The sequence below is a fragment of the Brevundimonas sediminis genome (genome assembly GCF_048799765.1).
Taxonomy (GTDB): Bacteria; Pseudomonadota; Alphaproteobacteria; order Caulobacterales; family Caulobacteraceae; genus Brevundimonas.
This window is the reverse complement of the sequence record NZ_JBLYQK010000008.1, coordinates 55,512-73,705: the sequence shown is the minus strand read 5'-3', so window position 1 is coordinate 73,705 and position 18,194 is coordinate 55,512. Positions and strand designations below refer to the sequence as shown.

Annotated in this window: 9 protein-coding genes; 7 read left to right on the top strand and 2 right to left on the bottom strand. The window is 69.0% G+C overall.

The window, feature by feature from the left end; genetic code table 11:
• Positions 1-198: 198 nt before the first annotated feature.
• From ACLQ7T_RS06810 to ACLQ7T_RS06800, 3 genes are all read left to right on the top strand, one after another.
• Positions 199-675 (top strand): low affinity iron permease family protein, encoded by a 477-nt coding sequence (locus ACLQ7T_RS06810; protein WP_420478744.1) that lies wholly within the window; start codon positions 199-201, stop codon positions 673-675.
• Between the two features lie 211 nt (positions 676-886).
• Positions 887-6,466, top strand: coding sequence for a Calx-beta domain-containing protein (locus tag ACLQ7T_RS06805; protein WP_420478743.1), 5,580 nt, complete (start codon positions 887-889; stop codon positions 6,464-6,466).
• A 113-nt stretch (positions 6,467-6,579) separates the two neighbouring features.
• Entirely contained in the window at positions 6,580-7,482 is a 903-nt protein-coding gene (locus ACLQ7T_RS06800) for an ROK family protein (protein ID WP_420478742.1), read from the top strand.
• 16 nt (positions 7,483-7,498) lie between these two features.
• On the opposite strand, the gene ACLQ7T_RS06795 is transcribed toward ACLQ7T_RS06800, so the two are convergent.
• A complete protein-coding gene (locus tag ACLQ7T_RS06795) occupies positions 7,499-8,836 on the bottom strand; it encodes a sigma-54-dependent transcriptional regulator (protein ID WP_420478741.1) in 1,338 nt (445 codons plus the stop codon).
• Complete coding sequence (locus tag ACLQ7T_RS06790; protein WP_420478740.1) at positions 8,833-10,647, bottom strand: sensor histidine kinase; 1,815 nt, start codon at positions 10,645-10,647, stop codon at positions 8,833-8,835. The genes ACLQ7T_RS06795 and ACLQ7T_RS06790 overlap by 4 nt, the downstream gene beginning before the upstream one ends.
• A gap of 236 nt (positions 10,648-10,883) precedes the next feature.
• Between ACLQ7T_RS06790 and ACLQ7T_RS06785 the strand changes: the two genes are divergently transcribed.
• From ACLQ7T_RS06785 to thrC, 4 genes are all read left to right on the top strand, one after another.
• A complete protein-coding gene (locus ACLQ7T_RS06785) occupies positions 10,884-12,245 on the top strand; it encodes a dicarboxylate/amino acid:cation symporter (protein ID WP_420478739.1) in 1,362 nt (453 codons plus the stop codon).
• A 31-nt stretch (positions 12,246-12,276) separates the two neighbouring features.
• On the top strand, positions 12,277-15,357 hold the full coding sequence (locus tag ACLQ7T_RS06780; RefSeq protein ID WP_420478738.1) for a TonB-dependent receptor plug domain-containing protein: 3,081 nt from the start codon (positions 12,277-12,279) through the stop codon (positions 15,355-15,357).
• Between the two features lie 73 nt (positions 15,358-15,430).
• A complete protein-coding gene (locus ACLQ7T_RS06775; RefSeq protein WP_420478737.1) occupies positions 15,431-16,738 on the top strand; it encodes an alpha/beta hydrolase in 1,308 nt (435 codons plus the stop codon).
• 40 nt (positions 16,739-16,778) lie between these two features.
• Positions 16,779-18,149, top strand: a complete 1,371-nt coding sequence (gene thrC, locus ACLQ7T_RS06770) for a threonine synthase (RefSeq protein ID WP_420478736.1) — start codon at positions 16,779-16,781, stop codon at positions 18,147-18,149.
• The last annotated feature ends 45 nt before the right edge of the window (positions 18,150-18,194 follow it).

The following is an 18,194-nucleotide window of genomic DNA, read 5'->3' as shown; positions in this document are numbered from 1 at the left end:
CCTTTTTGAGGGCGGCGCGTGGGAAGTGATTGGTGGTTGGTGACTAGTGGATCGCAGCTTCCCGGTCGGCGGCCGCACTCGCACCGGCGGTTCAGCGGCCACCCTCCAATCACCAACCCCTAACCACTTGTCCGCACCTCGCCGGAACCCGCGCGCTGCATCGACGCAACCTTCACCGTACCGCCGGGTTTCGCCCTCATGGAAAAGCTGTTCGTCAAATTCGCCACCCTGACGGCGAAGATCGCCGGCAAGCCGTGGACCTTCATCGCCTGTGTCGGGATCGTTCTGATCTGGGCTGTCTCCGGGCCGGTGTTCCGGTTCAGCGAGACCTGGCAGCTGGTGATCAACACCGGCACGACCATCATCACCTTCCTGATGGTGTTCCTGATCCAGAACACCCAGAACCGCGACGGGGCGGCGATGCAGGCGAAGCTGGACGAGCTGCTGTACGCCCAGCACAAGGCCGACGCCCGCTTCATCGGCATCGAGCACCTGACCGACGCGGAGCTGGACGCCATCCTGCGGGAGGTCGAGGCGCGGGGGATCGCCGTGCACCGCGGCAAGCCCGCGGGACCGATCAAGGGCGATCCGGCGCCGAGGGTCGGGGACCTGACCGGGGAGTCGCCGGCGAAGGCCCGGTCGAAGCATCCGTCCCGCCCCTCCGCCGGGCGCTGAAGCCGGGACTCGCGCGGGACGCGATATGTTCATGTAGTTGTCGGTTTTGCGACGGTTTTAAGTCTTAAGAAAGTCTTGAAATCCAATAGGTCAGCAGTAAAAGCTGCGATCCCTAGGGGGATCGTCGCCACACTGTGAAGTGGTCCGGCCCCGGAGCATTTGCGCCGGGCGCCATTCGTGTGTCCGGCTTTTGAAGAACCGAGGACGCATCATGACCCTGGCCGCCGGCGATATCGCGATCATCTCGATGAACGCGGACACCAACAAGACCTTCTCGTTCGTCTGCCTGGTCGATATCCCGGCCGGGGAGGTGATCAAATTCACCGACAACGGCTGGCTCAGCACCGGCAGTTTCCGCACCGGCGAGGGGACGATCACCTGGACGGCTCCGGCGGGCGGCATCACCCGCGGCACGGTCATCACCATCGATACGACGGCGACGGTCTCGACCGTCAACTTCGGCACGGTGAGCGACAGCGGCGACGTCAACTTCTCGACGTCGGGCGACCAGATCCTGGCCTATCAGGGCGCCGACGCCTCGCCGACCTTCCTGTACGCGGTGAACAACGAGGCCACCGGCTGGCAGGCCTCGGCGACCAACGCCAACACCTCGGCCCTGCCGCCCGGCCTGACCGAGGGCGTGACGGCCATCGCGCTGAACGAGATCGACAATGCGGCCTATTCGGGCGCCGTGTCGGGCACCCGCGCGGAGCTGCTGGCCCTGATCGGCAACCAGTCGAACTGGACCCTGAACGACGGCGTCAACCAGACCGCCCCGGGCAGCTTCAGCGTCGGCGGCAGCATGTCCTTCTCGATCGGCGACGCCGTGGTGACCGAGGGCGACAGCGGGACGGTCACCCTGACCTTCACCGTCACCCGGACCAACAGCGCGGGCGCCGCGACGGTGGACTGGGCGACGTCGGACGGCACGGCGACCGCGGGCGTGGACTATGTGGCCGGCTCGGGCACGGTCAGCTTCGCGGACGGCGAGGCGACCACGACCATCACCGTGACGGTCAACAGCGACACCCTCGTCGAAGGTGACGAGACCCTCACGGTCACCCTGACCAATCCGTCGACCGGAACGATTTCGGACGGCTCGGGCGAGGGGACGATCACCAATGACGACGTGCCCGCCGGCGCGGTGACGCCCTTCATCAACGAGTTCCACTACGACAACGCCTCGACCGACACCGGCGAGTTCATCGAGATCGCCGGCAGCGCGGGGACCAACCTGAACGGCTGGACCCTGGTGCTGTACAACGGCGGCAACGGTCAGTCGTACACGACCATCAACCTGTCGGGCGCCTTCGCCGACATGCAGAACGGCATGGGCGTGCTGAGCTTCGCCGCCACGGGCATCCAGAACGGCTCGCCGGACGGGATCGCCCTCGTCGACAACAACGGCAATGTGGTCGAGTTCATCAGCTACGAAGGCGTGATGACGGCGACCAACGGTCCGGCCAGCGGCCTGACCAGCGTCGACGTCGGCGTCGAGGAGCCGGGCGACGCCAACGGCACCTCGATCGGCCGCGTGGGCACCGGCGGGCAGGACAATTTCACCTGGCAGCTGATCACGGGGGGCGACACCGCCGGCGCGATCAACACCGGCCAGACCTTCACCCCGGTGGTCTCGATCGGCGACGCCTCGGTGGCCGAGGGCGACAACGGCACGAGCGTGATCACCTTCACCGTGAGCCGCACCACGGCCGACGGCGCGGCGACCGTGGACTGGAACACCCAGGATTCGGCGCGCGGCGACGGCGCCGACGCCACGGCCGGGGTCGACTATGTGGCCGCCGGCGGCACCGCGACCTTCGCCGACGGGGAACTGACCACCACGGTCACCGTCACGGTGAACGGCGACGTGACCCCTGAACTGGCGGAGCGCTTCGAGGTCCATCTGTCGAACCCGACCGGCGGACTGGTCGTCGGCGACGGCGTCGGCGTCGGCACGATCACCAATGATGACGCGACCCCGCCGACGGTGTCGGTCGCCGACGTCAGCGTGACCGAGGGCGACAGCGGCACGGTCACCCTGACCTTCACCGTGACCCGGGCCGGCGGCACGGGCGCCTTCAGCGTCGACTACGCCACCGCCGACGGCACCGCCACGGCGGGCGAGGACTATGTGGCCTCGTCGGGAACCCTGAGCTTCGCGGACGGCGAGCTGACCCGGACCGTGACGATCACCGTCAACGGCGACACGGCGTCGGAAGCGACCGAACGCTTCACCCTGAACCTGTCCAACGCCACCAATGACGCGGTGATCACCGACGGTTCGGCGACCGGCACGATCACCAACGACGACCTGACCGCCATCTACACCATCCAGGGCGCGGGCCATGTGTCGAGCTATGTCGGCGAGGAGGTGACGACCACCGGCGTCGTCACGGCCATCGACAACAACGGCTTCTATATCCAGGACCCCAACGGCGACGGCGACCGTCGCACCTCGGACGCCATCTTCATCTCGACGGGGACGGCGCCGACCGGCATCGTGATCGGCAGCGCCGTGACCGTGTCGGGCGTGGTGCAGGAGTATGTGGGCGCGGCCGGCAGCCTGAGCATCACCCAGATCGCCGCCGGCGCGAACGGCCTGAACTACGCCGCCAACGGCACGGGCGTCGTGCAGATGACCTATATCGGCAACGGGGTGGGCGAATATCTGCCGCCGACGGCCCAGGTCGACGACGACAACTTCACCTCCTTCGATCCGGAGACGGACGCCATCGACTTCTATGAGTCGATGGAGGGAATGCTGGTCACGGTGCGGGACGCCCAGGCGGTGTCCGACACCGCCTCCGGCTCGACCTATGTGGTGGCCAACTCGGGCGCCGACGCGACCGGGATGAACGACCGGGGCGGGATCACCAACTCGGAAGGCGATTTCAATCCCGAAGCCCTGATCATCTACGACGACTCGACCATCTCGGGCGCCTATTCGCCGAACCACAGCGTCGGCGACCGGCTGGGCGATGTGACCGGGGTGATCAGCTATTTCGGCGGCGAGTACGAACTGATCGTGCGCGACCCGGTGACCGTGGTCGAGGACGTGACCGCGACGGACGAGGTCACCGACCTCGTCCAGGCCGACACCGGCGCCAACGAGCATCTGACCATCGCCAGCTACAACGTCGAGAACCTCGATCCGGGCGACGGCGCGCGGATCACCGAACTGGCCATCGACATCGTCACCAACATGGGCACGCCGGACATCATCGGCCTGATCGAGGTGCAGGACGGCAATGACGGCACCCTGTCCGGCCAGGCCTCGGCCCAGGCCCTGATCGACCAGATCATCGCCCAGGGCGGTCCGACCTACGTCTACGTCGAGGTCGAGCCCGCGTCGGAAGGCTCGTCGGGCGGCGAGCCCGGCGGCAACATCCGCAATGGCTTCCTCTATAATCCGGACCGGGTGGACTACGTCCCCGGCTCGGCCGTGGCCCTGCTGGACCCGGCCTTCAACGGCAGCCGCAAGCCGCTCTCGGCCCAGTTCGAGTTCAACGGCGAGATCGTCACCGCCCTGTCGATCCACTCGACCTCCCGCATCGGCTCGGACCCCTACATGGGCTCGACCCAGCCGCCGGCGAACGCCGGGGAGGGCGGACGCCTGGCCCAGTCTCAGGCCATCGAGGCCTATCTGGACCAGCTGCGTCTGGTGGACCCGGATGCCCACATCGTGGTGTCGGGCGACTTCAACGCCTTCTACTTCGAGCAATCGGTGCGGCTGCTGGAGGACGGCGGCCTGAACAACCTTTGGAGCCTGCTGCCGGAAGAGGAGCGCTACTCCTATGTGTTCGGCGGCAACTCGCAGACGCTGGACCATATGCTGGTGTCCGGTTCGCTGCTGACCGGCGCCCAGTTCGACGGCGTGCACATCAACAGCTTCGTGGCCGACCAGGCGAGCGATCACGACGCCCTGTTGGCCCAGCTGATCGTGGTCGGGGCGGGCGCGAACCTCGTCACCGGAACGGCCGGGGCGGACACGATGGCGGCCCTCGGCGGCAATGACACCTATGTGGTCAACCACGTCGGCGATCTGGTGGTCGAGAAGGCGGACGCCGGCATCGATACGGTTCAGGCCTCGATCTCCTACGCCCTGACCAGCAATGTCGAGAACCTGATCCTGACCGGCTCGGCGCTGAACGGGACCGGCAATGCGTTGGGCAACACCCTGACGGGCAACGCCCAGAACAACACCCTGGACGGCGGCGAGGGCGACGACATCCTGATCGGCGGCGCGGGCGCGGACATCCTGATCGGCGGCGCCGGCCAGGATACGGCCAGCTACGCCGACGCCGCGGGGGCGGTGTCGGTGCGCCTCGGTCTCCAGCTGACGCTGGACGACGGCACGGGGGCGCTGGACCAGCTGTCCTCGATCGAGAACGCCACGGGCTCGGCCTTCGACGACCTGCTGTTCGGATCGGCCGCCGACAACGTGCTGAACGGCGGCCTGGGGTCGGACATCCTGCTGGGCTTCGCGGGTAATGACACCCTGATCGGCGGCGACGGCGCGGCCAATACGCTGCAGGGCGGTCTGGGCGACGACCTCTATATCGTGACCGCCAATGACACGATCACCGAGTTCGCCGGCGAGGGCGTCGACACCGTCCAGACCAATCGCGCGACCTGGACCCTGTCGGCCAACCTCGAGAACCTGATCTTCACCGGCGCCGGTGACTTTGTGGGTGTGGGCAACGCCTCGGACAATGCGATCACGGGCGGCGCCGGCGCGGACATCCTGGACGGCGGGGACGGCGATGACGTCCTGACCGGGGGCGCCGGGCATGACATCCTGCTGGGCGGCGCGGGGACGGACACCGTCAGCTACGCCAACGCCGCGGCCGGAGTGTCGGTCCGTCTTGGGATTCAGCTGACGCTCGACGACGGCTCGGGGGTGACCGACTCCCTGTCGTCGATCGAGAACGCGACGGGGTCGAACTTCGACGACCTGCTGTTCGGTTCGAGCGGCGACAATGTCCTGAACGGCGGGCTCGGTTCCGACATCCTGCTGGGGCTGGGCGGCAACGACGTCCTGATCGGCGGCGACGGCGCGGCGAACACCCTGCAGGGCGGCGCCGGCGACGACATCTATGTCGTGACCGCCAACGACACGATCACCGAGTTCGTCGGCGAAGGCGTCGATACGGTCCAGACCAACCGGGCCGCCTATACCCTGGGCGCCCATGTCGAGAACCTGAGCTATTTCGGCGCGGGTTCGTTCGCCGGGACCGGCAACGGGCTGGATAACGTCATCACCGGCGGCGCCGGGGACGACGTGCTGATCGGCGGCGGCGGGAACGACACCCTGAACGGCGGGCTGGGCGCGGACACCGTGGTTCTGCGCGGGGTCGGCTCCGACTATCAGGTCGAATGGCTGGGCGGGGACTCCTACCGGATCACGGACACCGTCGGCGGCCGTGACGGCATGACGCTGGTGAACGGGATCGAGACGGTCCGTTTCGGCGACGGCCTCACCCTTGCGCTGTCGGCGCAGGCGTCCGTGCCGCTGCTGTCGGACAAGGATGCCGGCGCGCTGGTGCTCCCGGCGCTGGTGGACGACGACTTCCTGCCGATCGGCAAGGGGTTGGACGAGCCCCTGGTCCTGCCGGGATCGGATGATCTGTTCGTTCTCGACAAGCTGGCCGGCGCCGCCCTGGTCCTGCCGGGTCTGGAGAATGACGACCTGGGCTCGATCTTCCAGGCCCACCACAGGCCGTTCGAGCCGGGTCTCAGCCACGGCGATCACCTGGTTCCGCCCCAGACGGACGAACTGCTCGGCGGCTAGGACCGTTCTCGCTTCCGGGCCGGAACGGCCGTCCGTCGCCAAGGCGGACGGCTGTTCACCCCGGAGACCCGCAAGGTCTGGCGGACTCCGGTCCGAGACGGCAGGGTGCGGCCATGGTCGAGGGAAACGAATCTCCGCGGGTCGCCGGCATCGAACTGGGCGGGACCAAATGCGTCTGCGTGCTGGCGTCCGGGCCGGACGACATCCGCGACGAGGTGCGCCTTCCCACGACCACGCCGGAGGAGACCCTGGGTGCGATCCGGGCGGTGCTGGAGCGCTGGGCGGCGGGGCCGGGGTTTGACGCGATCGGCATCGCCAGCTTCGGCCCGGTCGATCTGGATCCGAAGTCTGACACCTACGGCCACGTCACCGAGACGACCAAGCGGGCCTGGCGCCGGGCGAATCTGAACGTCATACACCAGGGCTTCGGCGTGCCGGTGGCGCTGGACACGGATGTGAACGGCGCGGCGCTGGCCGAGGGGCGCTGGGGCGCGGCGCGGGGGCTGGACAGCCATGCCTACGCCACCGTGGGCACGGGCATCGGCGTCGGCGTGGTGGTCAACGGCCGGACCGTGCGGGGCCTGGGCCATCCGGAGCTGGGGCACCTGAAGGTCGGCCGCCTGCCGGGCGACCATTGGCCGGGCGTCTGCGCCTACCACGGCGACTGCGTCGAGGGGCTGGCGTCCGGACCGGCGGTCGAGGCGCGGGCGGGCCGGCCGGGGATCGCGGTCCCGCCGGACGATCCGGCCTGGGACATGGTGGTCCATGCGCTGGCCGGGATGCTGCACAATCTGGTGCTGACGACCTGTCCGCAAAGGGTGCTGATCGGCGGCGGGGTGGCGGACGGCCAGCCCTGGCTGTTCGAACGGCTGCGCAAGGCGCTGGTCGAAAGCCTCGCAGGCTACGGGACGGCGGGCGCCGTCGCGGCGGATATCGAGGCCTTCATCCAGCCGCCGGGGCTGGGCTCGAAAGCCGGGCCGATGGGAGCGATCGCGGTGGGGCTGGAGGCGCTCTGAGCGGCGTTGTTTGCGATCATCGCCGCCGGTGCTCCGACGGCTGGATCCCGTGGCGAGCCATCTTGTCGTAGAGGGTCTTGCGCGGGATCTGCAGGGTCTCGGTGACCCGGCGGATATCGCCCCCGTGGGCGGTCAGGGCCTCGCGGATCAGTTCGGCCTCATAGTCCTGCACCTGTCGCGACAGGCTGCGGTCGGTCTGTGGCCGTTCGACGGGCGCGGCGATGCCCACGGCGACTTCGCTGGCGAAGTTCGACAGCTCGCGGAGATTGCCTGGCCAGTCGTGCTCCAGAAGACGTCGACGGATGGCGTGGTCGATGGCGGGAATCTCGCGGCCCAGCCGTCGCGCGGCCTGATCGAGGAAACGGGCGAACAGCACCGGCACGTCCTCGCGCCGCTCGCGCAGGGGCGGGATGCGCACGCGGACGACGTTCAGACGATAGAAAAGATCCTCGCGCAGGTCGCCGCGGGCGACGGCCTCGGCCGGATCGGACTTGGTGGCGGCGACGATGCGCAGGTCGAGGGCGTGAGCCTCGGCGGCGCCCAGGGGCATGACCTCGCGCTCCTCCAGCACCCGGAGCAGAAGCAACTGGGCGGCGCGGGGGGCGAGGTCGATCTCGTCGAGGAAGAGGCTGCCCTGATGGGACTGCTCGATCTGGCCCTCGCGGCGGCGCAGGGCGCCGGGGAAGGCGCCGGCGGCGTGTCCGACCAGCTGGCTCTCGAGCCCCTCGTCCCTGAGGGTGGCGCAGGACACGGGTACGAACGGCTTCAGCCGACGGCGGCCGGCGTTGTGGATGGCCCGGGCGACGGCCTCCTTGCCGGCCCCGGTCTCGCCCTCGATCAGTACATCGACCTCGGCGTCGGCAAGGCGCTGGATGGCGGCGCGCAGGGCGGTGACGGCCCGGCTTTCCCCGCTGAGCGGAATGGACCATTCGTCCTCGACGGCGAGGGCGGCGAGGCGACGGTTGTCCAGCACCAGCGCCCGCTTCTCCAGCGCCCGGCGCAGGGTCTCCAGCAGACGTTCCGGAGCGAAGGGCTTGGCCAGGAAGTCGTAGGCGCCACGCTTCATCACATCGACGGCCTCGGCGATGTCGCCATGGCCGGTCATGGCGACCACGGGCAGGTCGGGGTCGACGGCGGCGAGGCGGTCGATCAACTGGCGGCCGTCGAGGCCCGGCATGCGCAGGTCGGTGACGACGACGCCGTCGAACCGGGCGTCCAGCCCCTTGAGCGCCGCGTCGCCGGACGGGAACTCCGACACCGCCAGGCCGGCGAGGGACAGCCGCTCGGCAAGGGCGGCGCGAAAGGCGTCATCGTCCTCGACCAGGGCGATGCGGTTGCAGGGCTGGAAACTCATGCGGCTCTCGCCAGAACGATGCTGAAGACGGCGCCCTCGCCGGATCGCGGCGCGGCATGGAGCAGTTCGCCGCCGAAGCCGGCGACGATGTCCCGGCTGATCACCAGCCCCAGACCGAGGCCGTCGGGCTTGTCGGTGGTGAAGGGGGTGAACAGCCGGTCCCGAACCTCCGGCGCGACGCCCGGGCCATTGTCGGAGACGCGAAGGGTCACCTTGTCCCCCCGCACCGAGACGGCGATGGCGATGGCCGGATCGGAAACGCCGTCCAGCGCTTCGATGGCGTTCTGGAGCAGGTTGAGGACGACCTGCTCGAGGCGGTTCCGCTCCGCCAGCACCTCCAGGCCGTCGGGCGCGCGGCTGCGCTTCAGGGCGATGCCCTGTTCCCGGAGGCGGGGGTTGACCAGCAACAGGGCGCCGTCGATGGCCGCGTCCACGCCGACGGCGACGGCGCCGGACCGGGTCTTGCGCGAGAAGGCACGCAGTTCATCGGTGATGGTCCCGACGCGTTCGGTCAGCGCGTTGATGCGCTCGAGGGAGCGGCCCGCCGCCGCCGCGTCCTGGCGCTCCAGATAGACCGAGGCGGTGTCGGCGTGGGTGCGGATGGCGGCCAGGGGCTGGTTGATCTCGTGGGCGACCCCGGCGGCGATCTGGCCGAGCGTGGCCAGCTTGTTGGCCTGGATGAGCTCGTCCTGCAGGTCCTGCCGGCTCTTCTCCAGACGCCGGCGCTCGTCGATCTCGCGATTGAGCCGGCTGTTGGCGGCGCGAAGCTCGGCGGTGCGGGCGTCGACGGTCTGCTCAAGCACCAGACGGGCGGCCTCGGCCTCTGCGGCGCGGGCGCGGGCGCGTTGGCGGCGACGCAGGAGAATGCCCGTCAGACCGGCCAGAAGGGCGACGCTGAGCAGGGCCAGGACCCGGGCCGCCGCGACGGCGCGGGTGATGCCGGCGCCCGCCGGGGACAGCAGGTGCAGGCGCCAGCCGATGTCGGGCACGGGCGCGACCGTCCGTGCGTAGACATCCGCCGGGACGTGGCGCGACAGGCGGATAAGACCGGGCGAGAGGGCCTCGAAGGGGAGGGGCGACAGGTCGGCCCGGCGCGCGGTCTGATCGACCTCCAGCCGCCGCCGTCGATCCGCGGGCAGATCGCGCGTAGTGTGAAAGCGCCACTCGGGCACGGTGGTGATCAGCACCACGCCGTCGCTGTCGGTGACATAGGTGGGCTCGCCCGAGGCGCGCCATTCGGTTTCCAGGGCGTCGAACTCCAGCTTGGCGACCACGACGCCGAGCGGGCGACCGTCCGCCCCGTCGACCCGGCGGGCGAGGTAAAGGCCGGGGCGACCGCTGACGGTGCCCAGGGCGAAGAGGCTGGCCTGCCCGTCGCGCATGGCCTCGGAATAGTAGGGCCGGAAGCGGTAGTCGGAGCCGACGAAGCTGGCGGGCTGGTTCCAGTTGCTGGCGGTCAACGCCCGGCCGCGGACGTCCAGGGCGTAGATGACGGCGGCGCGGGTCTCGCGCGCCAGCCCCTCGAGCTTGCGGTTCAGACGATCAACGCCGGTCGGGGAGGGGGCGGCCAGCAGGGCCTGGAGGTCGGGGTCCTGCGCCAGCACGAGCGGCAGGGACCGATGCCGCTCCAGCTCGCTGCGCAGGACGGCGGCATGCAGGGCGGTGGCGGTGGCGGACTGGCCGAGGGCCTCGGCGCGGGCCTCGCGCCGGGCGAATTCACCGGCGAACAGGGTCACGACCCCCGCGACAAGACACCAGAACAGGGCGAAAACCCGCCACTGGCCCTTTGCGGAATCGAGGAAGCGAGGCATGGGGGCAATAATGCGGGATTTCGCACACAAGTCCAGAAAGGGTGTGCGGAAATCCGCTCAGTACGGCTTTTTTGCGACCGCGAAAGCGGATTTTAGTCAAACAATGTCAGCGCATTAGGCGATTTCGGTCTCACGCTTGCGAGGCCGGAGCGGGGCTTTCGATAATGGCTCCACGTCACCGCGCCAGACGGTGAACCAATCCGGGACCGGCAAGCGGTCTCACCTGGGAGGGTCTTTTGATCCAGATTGCATCCACGCCGGAGGCGGGCGCCGCTACGCGCAAGCCCTGGTACCGTAGCCTGTACGTGCTCGTCCTCGGCGCCATCATCGCCGGTGGACTGATCGGCCATTTCTGGCCGGAGCTGGGCAAGGACCTCAAGCCGCTGGGCGACGCCTTCATCAAGCTGGTGAAGATGATCATCGCCCCGGTGATTTTCCTGACCATTTCGACCGGCATCGCCGGCATGAGCGACCTGAAGCGGGTCGGCCGCGTGGCGGGCAAGGCCTTCGCCTACTTCCTGGTGTTTTCGACCCTGGCCCTGATCGTCGGTCTGGTCATCGCCAACGTCGTGCGTCCGGGCCACGGCCTGAACATTGATCCGGCCACGCTGGATGGCGGCGCGGTGGCGCAATACGCGCAGGCCGCCCATGAATCGACCATCGTCGGCTTCCTGACTGGCATCATCCCGACGACGCTGGTGAGCGCCTTCGTCGAGGGCAACATTCTCCAGACCCTGTTCGTGTCGATCCTGTTCGGCCTGTCGCTGGCCATCGTCGGCGCGCCGGCCCAGCCCGTGGTGCGGGCGCTCGAGTCGCTGAGCCAGGTGATCTTCCGCCTGGTGGCGATCCTGATGAAGGCCGCGCCGATCGGCGCCTTCGGGGCCTTCGCCTTCACCATCGGGGCCTATGGTCTGGCCTCGATCGCTAATCTGATCGCCCTGATCGCCACCTTCTACCTGACCGCGATCGTCTTCGTTCTGGGCATCCTGGGTCTGGTCGCGCGCGCCAACGGTTTCTCGATCTTCAAGCTGATCGCCTATCTGAAGGAAGAGCTGCTGCTGGTGCTGGGCACCTCGTCTTCCGAAGCCGCGCTGCCCAGCCTGATGCAGAAGATGGAACGGGCCGGGGCGCCGAAGTCGGTGGTCGGCCTGGTGGTGCCCACCGGTTATTCGTTCAATCTGGACGGCACCAATATCTACATGACGCTGGCCGCCCTGTTCATCGCCCAGGCCATGAACATCGAGCTGAGCCTGCAACAGCAGATCCTGCTGCTTCTGGTCGCCATGCTGAGCTCCAAGGGAGCGGCGGGCATCACGGGCGCGGGCTTCATCACCCTGGCGGCGACCCTGGCGGTCGTGCCGAGCGTGCCGGTGGCGGGCATGGCCCTGATCCTCGGCATCGACCGCTTCATGAGCGAGTGCCGGGCGCTGACCAATTTCGTGGGCAATGCGGTGGCGACCCTGGTCGTCGCCCGCTGGGAGGGCGAGCTGGATCGCGACGCCCTGCACGCGGCCCTGGGATCAACACCGAAGGCGCTCGCCGCGCCGCCGGATCCGGCCGCGGGGCCGGGAGACAAGGACGCCCTGACAGCCGACTGAGAAACGGCGGGGGTAAATGGGAGGAACGGATATGAAGTCGAAACACAGAAGCGCGCTGCTGGGCGGCGCGGCGGTCCTGGCCCTGCTGAGCGCCGGCGCCGCCGCCGCCCAGGAGGCTCCGGTCCAGACGGCGCCCGAGCAGGATGCGCCGTCGTCGGAGCTGAGCGAGGTGGTGGTCGTCGGGTCGCAGATCCGCGGCGCCTCCACCACCAACGCCCTGCCGGTGGTCGTGGTCGATCAGGAGCAGATCGACGCCGTCGGCGCCGTGTCCGGCGATGACCTCCTGCGTTCCATTCCGCAGATGGGGGACGTGCTCTTCGAGGCCGCGAACGGTCCGCAGACCTCCAACTCGGCCCGGGGCGACGTCAACTCCGTCAACCTGCGCTCGCTGGGCGTCGGCAACACCCTGGTTCTGGTGAACGGGCGCCGCATGGTCCAGCACCCGACCAGCCAGGGCACGTCGGACACCGGCACCGTGCCGGTGTTGAGCTACAACTCCAACGCCATCCCGGTCGCCGGTCTGGAGCGGGTCGAAGTCCTGCTGGACGGCGCCGCGGCCATCTACGGCGCAGACGCCGTGGCGGGCGTGGTCAACACGGTCCTGCAGGATGATTTCGAGGGCTTCACCTTCGAAACGCGATACGGCGGCGCCGAGGGCACCGGTCTGCGCGAGTTCGAGTTCAACCTGTTCACCGGCAAGAATTTCGAGCGGGGCAACCTGTCGCTGTTCGCCAACTACGCCGACCGCACCAAGCTGATGGCGGATGAGCAGGACTTCACGTCCAGCGACGACATGCGGCCCTTCTTCTCGAGCTTCGCCGGCTACGAGACCTCGACGGTGCCGGACGGCCGCTCGTCCCACTCGCCGTGGGGCCAGTTCAGCATTCCGGCGACGACGACCGCCCTGCGGCCGCGGTCGAACGGCGTGGTGGTAACCACCGCCGCGGGCGCCTTCCACTATCAGCCGGAAAGCTTCGGCTGCACCGGCGTCGATCTGGGCGACACCTGCCTGGTCAGCGGCACGACGGCCTATTCGGGCGTGAACCGGGAACAGCGTTTCGACACCCGCCCCGGGACGACGGTTCGCCCGTCGGTCGAGCGTGGAAACCTGTTCCTGACCGGCCACTACGACCTGACGGACAATCTGACCGTCTTCGGTGAAATCGGCTTCTACGGGGCCGAGAGCCGCGCGATCCAGCCGCCGGTGGTGAACCTGAACGGCCTGTGGATCCCGGCCAACAACTACTGGAACCCGTTCGGGCCGACGATGCTGAACGGCGCGCCGAACCCGAACCGGCTGCCCAACCTGACGAACGTTCCGGCGGAAGGCCTGCCGGTGCGACTGGGCAACTATCGCTTTGTCGACGCGGGCTACCAGACCGTCACCGTCAAGAACTACCAGTCCCGGTTCCTCGGCGGTCTGCGCGGCGAATGGCGCGGCTTCAACTGGGAGGGCGCGCTGCTCTACTCGGAAGCCGAGGCCGAGGACATCTCGCCGAACATCAACATGACGGCGCTGCAGCAGCAGCTCGCCCTGTCGACGCCTGACGCCTACAATCCCTTCAACGGCGGTTGCGTGACCAGCACCAGCGTCGGCGACTGCGTGCCGTCCTCGCAGGCGGCCATCGACGCCATCGTCTTCGACATGCGGCGCTTCTCGCGGACGACCCTGGCCCTGGCCGACTTCAAGATGTCGCGCCGTGATCTGTTCGATCTGCCGGCCGGGCCGGTCGGGATCGCCATGGGGGTCGAGTTCCGTCGCGAGACCCAGATGGATGATCGCGACGAGAACCTGGACGGCACCTTCACCTTCGTCGACATGGTGACGGGCGAGACCAATCTGTCCAACGTCTCGGCGGTCAGCCCGAACCCGGACACCAAGGGTGACCGCACGGTCGCCGGCGCCTTCGTCGAGTTCGCCATTCCGGTGGTCTCGCCGGAAATGAACATCCCGCTCGTCCAGGCGATCGACGTCCAGCTGGCCGGCCGGTTCGAGGACTATTCGGACTTCGGGTCGGTCGGTAAGCCGAAGATCGCCTTCGCCTGGGATGTGGTCGACGGCCTGCGTATCCGCGGCTCCTATTCGGAAGGCTTCCGGGCGCCGAACCTGGAACAGGTGAACGCGACCCAGTACGCCCGCCTGGCCAGCGCGCCGGACTTCATCCGCTGTGAGGCGGACATCCGCAACGGCACCATCGCCAACATGAGCCAGTGCAGCCGCACGGCCAGCGTCTCGCTGCTGATCTCGGGCAATCCGGACCTGCAGCCGGAGGAAAGCACCAACCAGTCCTACGGTCTGGTCTTCCGCCCGACCTTCCTGCCGGAAGCCCTCGGCGACTTCACCTTCACCGTCGATCGCTGGAAGATCGAGCAGGAACAGATCGTCGGCCTGCTGGGCGCCCAGACGGCCCTGGCGCTGGAGTACCTGAACCGGGTCCAGGGCGGGACCAATCCGAACGTGGTGCGGTCCGCGCCGACCTCGGACGACGTCGACCTGTTCGACGGCACGGGCCTGGCGCCGGTCGGCACGGCGCAGTCCATCAGCGACCAGTTCATCAACCTGCTGCCGCAGACTGTGGAAGGCCTCGACTTCGGCTTCACCTGGGCCAAGCGCCGGACGGAGTGGGGGACCTTCATCTTCCGCGCCAACGCCCAGCAGATGCTGACCTTCTCGCGTGATCCGGGTCCGATCGTGGACTCGCTGTATGCCGCCCGCGAGGCCGGGATCATCGATGCGCTGACGCCGCTGCCGGACTCCAGCCAGCTGATCGCCCAGAACGGCCGTCCGGAGTGGAAGATCAATGCGAGCTTCACCTGGCGGCACGGCCCCTGGCGGGTCGGGGCGTCCAGCCAGTACGTCAGCGAGGTGTTCCAGACGGGCCTGCTCAGCGCGACGGGTCAGCCGTGGAAGGTCACCGACCAGACCACGGTCAATCTGTACGGTCAGTACACCTTCGACGAACGCTTCGGCGCGGCGTCGGACACCGAACTGCGGATCGGCGTGCGCGATCTGACGGACGAGGGGCCCTCGCTGGCGGACAACGGCTATCTCGGTTCGGTCCAGCGGCCGTACGGTCGCTACTGGTACGTCGATATCTCCAAGACGTTCTGAGACTGAACCGGGTCGAACCGGCGCGGGTCGCTCCTCCCCCGACCCGCGCCGGACATTCCTCAAGAGGGTTTCGATGAAACGACTGGCCGCCCTGTTCGGGGCCCTGATGATGGCGTCGCCCGCAGCCGCGGCGGCGCAGGAGACGGCGGGGACCCCGTCGCCGCTGGAGGCCGCGGCGCCGACGCCGATCGGTTGTCCGGCGTCTGTCGGGCGTGACGTGCGATGCCTGTCGGGCCGCGACGTGAACGGGGCCTTCTACATCATCGCCCTGCCGGCGACCTGGAATCACAAGCTCATCGTCCATACCCACGGCGGGCCGCGGACCGGCGATCCGGAAGCGGGGGACTCGCTGGAGGATCTGGACCGCTTCTCGGTGATGGTGAAGCAGGGCTACGCTTGGATCGGCTCGACCTACCGTCGCGGCGGCTACGGCGTGCGGATGGCGGCCGAGGACGCCGACAACAGCCGCAAGATCTTCTGGGCCCGCTTCGGGCGACCCGAGCGGACCCTGCTGCACGGCCAGTCCTGGGGCGGGAATGTCGCGGCCAAGGCGGCCGAGCTGTACGCCCTCGATGTGGAGGGGCGGGCCAACTATGACGGCGTGCTCCTGACCAACGGCGTGCTGATGGGCGGCACCCGCGCCTACCAGTTCCGGGCCGATCTGCGCGCGGTCTACCAGTTCTACTGCGGGAACCACCCCTCCCGGCAGGACGGGGCCTATCCGGTGTGGCAGGGCCTGCCCGCCAACGCCTCGATGACGCGGGCCGAGCTGCGCCGGCGGGTCGAGGCGTGCACCGGCGCGGGCCTGTCGCAGCGGGACCGCCACGCCGACCAGACCCGCCGCCTGCGCAACATCCTGGCGGTCACCGGGGTCGAGGAGGACGAGCTGGTCGCCCACCTGAGCTGGGCCACCTTCCTGTTCCAGGATCTGGTGCAGAAGCGTCTGGGCGGACTGAACCCGTTCGACAACAGCGCGACGGTCTACAGCGGGTCGAGCGACGATGCGGCGCTGAATGCCGGGGTCGAGCGCTTCCGCGCCGATCCCCGGGCGGTGGCCCGGCTGGCGTATGACGCCGACCTGTCCGGCCTGATCGTGGCCCCGACGGTGACGATCCACGCCCGCCACGATCCGACCGTGACCTGGCAGGCGGATGCCCAATACGCGCAGACCGTGGCCGCCGCCGGTCGGTCCCACCTGCTGGCGCAGGCGCTGACGGACGAGGACCAGCACAGCAAGCTGCAGGACGGCGGCTATCTCACCGCTCTGGACGCGCTGGAGCGGTGGCTGGATACGGGCCAGCGTCCCGATCCCGCGACCTTCCAGCAACGGTGTCTGGCGCTCGCATCGGCATCGGCCTGTCGCTTCCTTCCGGCGGGCTGAGATGCATTGACGGCAGCGGTCCGGTCGCCGACGAAAGGGGATGACCTCCCCGTCCTATGTCAGCACCCGCGGCCGTTCCCCGCTCGTCGATTTCGCCGGGACCGTGATCAACGGCATCGCCCCGGACGGCGGCCTGTTCGCGCCGTCCGCCTGGCCGCGTCTGTCGCTGGAGGCGCTGACCGCCGGGGGGGCGGACTATGCGACCCTGGCCGAGCGGCTGCTGACGCCCTTCGTGGGCGAGGGACTGCCGGACGGCGCGCTGGCGACCGCGACGCGGCGGGTGCAGGACCGGTTCCTGCATCCGGACGTGGTTCCGCTGGTCGAGCTGGAGCCCGGCCTGCATGTGCTGGAGCTGTTCCACGGCCCGACGGCGGCCTTCAAGGATCTGGCCATGCAGCTCGTGGCCGGGATGGCCGAGAGCCTGCTGGCGAACACCGGCGAGCGGCTGCTGCTGCTGACGGCGACCAGCGGCGACACCGGCGCGGCGGCGGTCAAGGCGTTCGCAGACGCCGAGCGGATCGATCTGGTGGTGCTGCACCCGCTGGGCCGGGTGTCGCCGATGCAGCGGCTGCAGATGACCACGACCGGCGCGTCCAACGTGCTGAACCTAGCGGTGCGCGGCGATTTCGACGACTGCCAGCGGCTGGTGAAGGCCCTGCTGGGCGTGGAGGCGCTGAAGGCGAACCGGCGGGTCAGCTCGGTCAACTCGATCAACTGGGCGCGGCTGTCGGGGCAGGCGCCCTATTATGCGGCGACGGCGGCCAGGCTGGCCGAGCCGGCGACCTATGTGGCGCCGACGGGCAATTTCGGCGACGCCTTCGCGGGCTGGGTGGCGCGCCGGTGCGGCCTGCCGATCGGCGATCTGGTGGCAGCGACCAACCGCAACGACGCCCTGGTCCGGGCGCTGCACACCGGCGTCTATGAGCGGATGCAGGCCGAACCCACCGCCAGCGTGAGCATGGACGTTCAGGCCCCGTCCAATTTCGAACGGCTGATGTTCGAGGCCACGGGACGGGACGCCGACCTGACGCGCGGGCTGTTCGAGGACTTCAACAGGGCCGGGCGGGTGACCCTGCCCGACGACGTGCTGGCGGCCCTGCGGCGCGAGGTGGCGGCGGTGTCGGTCAGTGAGGCCGAGACGGCGGCGGAGATGCAGCGGACCTGGCGCGAGAACGGCCGGGTGATCTGTCCGCACACGGCGGTGGCCCTGCATGCGGCGCGGCGGGTGGATCGCGTCGGACCCGTGGTGGCCCTGTCCACCGCGCACCCGGCCAAATTCCCCGACAGCGTGGAAGCCGCCCTGGGCTTTGCGCCCGAACGTCCGCCACAGTTGCAGGGGCTGGAGGGGAAGACCGAGCGGTTCGAGACCGTGGACGCGACGCTGGAGGCCGTGCTGGCCGCGATCGGGTGATTTTCTGATCCGTTCATCCCGGCGAAGGCCGGGACCCAGTCCTGT